Origin of the sequence: Luteimonas lutimaris (assembly GCF_039537065.1) — a bacterium.
Lineage (GTDB): Bacteria > Pseudomonadota > Gammaproteobacteria > Xanthomonadales > Xanthomonadaceae > Luteimonas > Luteimonas lutimaris.
Window position 1 is genome coordinate 196,327 of record NZ_BAAAZU010000001.1, and the last position, 2,783, is coordinate 199,109.

2 protein-coding genes are annotated in these 2,783 nt (G+C 70.1%); one reads left to right on the top strand and one right to left on the bottom strand.

Translation table 11 applies throughout. From position 1 onward, the window contains the following. Window positions 1–99: 99 nt before the first annotated feature. Window positions 100–1,218: a PA0069 family radical SAM protein gene (locus ABD679_RS00915; RefSeq protein ID WP_344758039.1), complete on the bottom strand. Its 1,119-nt coding sequence runs from the start codon at window positions 1,216–1,218 to the stop codon at window positions 100–102. Window positions 1,219–1,290: 72 nt separating this feature from the next. Between ABD679_RS00915 and cls the strand changes: the two genes are divergently transcribed. Continuing rightward, window positions 1,291–2,736 (top strand): cardiolipin synthase, encoded by a 1,446-nt coding sequence (cls, locus tag ABD679_RS00920; protein WP_344758040.1) that lies wholly within the window; start codon window positions 1,291–1,293, stop codon window positions 2,734–2,736. Window positions 2,737–2,783: the final 47 nt, after the last annotated feature.

Genomic DNA, 2,783 nt, shown 5'->3' on the forward strand with positions numbered 1-2,783 from the left:
GGCGTCTGGATCTTCAGAAGCTGAAGATCCAGATCCAGATCCAGATCAAGATCAAGATCAAGGGCAAGGGCAAGGGCAAGGGCAAAGGCGTTGTTCGGGTCAGAACAACTCGCCCTGCGGCGACGGCTTCCTCGGTGCCACGAACTGCGTCGCATCCAGCTCCGGCAGCCGCTCGAATCCCAGCCGCCGGTAGGCGCGCGCGAAGCGGGCGGCAATGAGGTCGGCGAATGGCCCTTCCCCGCGCATCCGCTTGCCGAACTGCGCGTCGTAGTCCTTGCCGCCGCGCATCTGCTGCACCAGGCTCATCACGTGCGCGGCGCGTTCGGGGTAGTGCAGCTGCAGCCATTCGCGCCAGATTTCCTTGAGTTCGTGCGGCAGGCGCAGCAGAACGTGGCCGGCGCCGCGGGCGCCCGCCTCGCGCGCGGCTTCCAGGATCGCTTCCAGCTCGTGGTCGGTGATCATCGGGATCACCGGCGCCACCAGCACGCCAACCGGCACGCCCGCCTCGGCCAGGCCGCGGATCGCCTTGAGCCGCGTGTGCGGTGCCGACGCACGCGGCTCCATCCTGGCGGCCAGCCGGTTGTCGAGCGTGGTCACCGACAGGTAGACGCTGGCCAGGCCGCGGTCGGCCATCGGTGCGAGCAGGTCGAGGTCGCGCAGCACCAGCGCATTCTTGGTGACGATGCTGACGGGGTGGTGGCATTCGGCCAGCACCTCCAGCAGCCCGCGGGTAATGCGCCGCTGGCGCTCGATCGGCTGGTAGCCGTCGGTGTTGATGCCCAGGGCAATGGCGCTGCAGCGGTACGACGGCCGCGCCAGCTCCTCGCGCAGGCGCTGCGCGGCGTTGGTCTTCGCGTACAGGCGGGTCTCGAAGTCCAGCCCCGGCGAGAGGTCGAGGTAGGCGTGCGAGGGGCGCGCGAAACAGTAGACGCAGCCGTGCTCGCAGCCGCGATACGGGTTGACCGACTGGTCGAAGCCCACGTCCGGCGACTGGTTGCGGCTGATGATGCTGCGGGCGCGCTCCTCGGTGACGCGGGTGTCCGGGTGCGGCGGCGGCTCGGCGTCGCCGGCGGCGTCACTGGCGTCCCAGGCCGAGCCCCAGCCGTCGTCCACGCTGCGGGCGACGCGCTTTTCGAAGCGGCCGCTCACGTACGACGCCGCGCCGCGCCCCTTCGGGGCGCCGTGGATCGCCAGCTTCACCTTGCCATCGTCGTGCATCCGCTTAGGCTAGTCGCTTCGCGTCGCAGCGGTCGCGACATTCCGTCGACACGACGCGGCAGGACCCACCACATGCTCGATGCACTGCGCGAGGCCTGGCAGGCGTTCACTGCCATCCCGCACGTCCACCTCTACGTCTTCGCGATCTGGATTGCATACATGGTCTGGCTGGGCGGCTGGATCGTGCTGCAGAAGCGCGAACCGGTGGCGACGCTGAGCTGGCTGCTGGGGCTGGCGGCACTGCCGGTGGTGGGCCTGCTGGTCTATCAGGTCTTCGGCCCGCAGAAGATCAAGCGCCACCGCCTGCGCCGCAGCCGCAGCCGGATGCCGGCCGAGCAGGTCGACGGCAACGGCGACCGCGACGAATCCGCCGAGCTGTCGCAGCTGGGCGCGACGTCGACCGGCCTGCCGCCGTCCACCGCGCGTTCGGTGCGGCTGCTGGTCGACGGCGCGGCCAAGTACGAGGCACTGCTGGAGGCCATCCGCGGCGCGCGCGAGCACATCCACCTCGAGTACTACATCTGCGAGCCCGACAGCACCGGCAACTCGCTGCTCGATGCGCTGGTCGAACGCGCCCGCGCCGGGGTCAAGGTCCGGCTGCTGCTTGATGCGGTCGGCTCGTCCAGGGCGACCAAGCGCTTCTTCGCGCCGCTGCTGGAAGCCGGTGGCGAGTTCGCCTGGTTCCACCCCGCGCGCTTCGGCCGGATCTGGACCCGGACCTGGGTCAACATGCGCACTCACCGCAAGATCGTGGTGATCGACGGGCGCCTGGGCTTCACCGGCGGCATCAACATCACCGACGAGGAAAACGACGCGCTGCGCGACGACGCCTACCGCGACCTGCACCTGCGCATCGAGGGCGACGCGGTGCGGCTGCTGCAGGTGGTGTTCGTCGAGGACTGGATGTACGCCACGCAGAGCCGCGCGCTGCTGGCGGAACTGAAGCGCGACCTGCCCGGACGCCAGCCGGGGCCGATCCCGACGCAGGTGCTGCCGTCCGGGCCGGACTCGCCCTGGGAGTCGATCCACCGCATGCACGTGTCCGCGATCCACGCCGCGAACCGGCGGGTATGGCTGTCGACGCCCTACTTCGTGCCCAGCGACGCCGCGCTGATGGCGCTGACCTCGTCCGCGCTGGCCGGCCTGGACGTGCGCCTGATGGTGCCGCGGCGCAGCGACAGCCTGCTGGTGACGCTGGCCGCGCGCTCGTACTTCGACGACCTGCTCGCCGCCGGCGTGAAAGTCTACGAGTACGGGCCGCGCATGCTGCACACCAAGGCGCTGCTGGTCGACGACGAATTCGCGCTGATCGGCTCGGCGAACTTCGACCACCGCAGCTTCCGGCTCAACTTCGAACTGTCGGTGCTGTTCCACGACGCGCAGATCGCCGGCGAGCTGGCACAGCTGTTCGAACACGACCTCGCCTCCGCCCCGCGGGTGCGCGACGACCGCGAGCGTCCGCTGTGGAGCGCGCGCCTGCCGGAGGCGCTGGCAAGGCTGGGGTCGCCGCTGCTCTAAGTGCTGCCCGGCGGTGTCCCCTGTGGGAGCGGCCATGGCCGCGATCG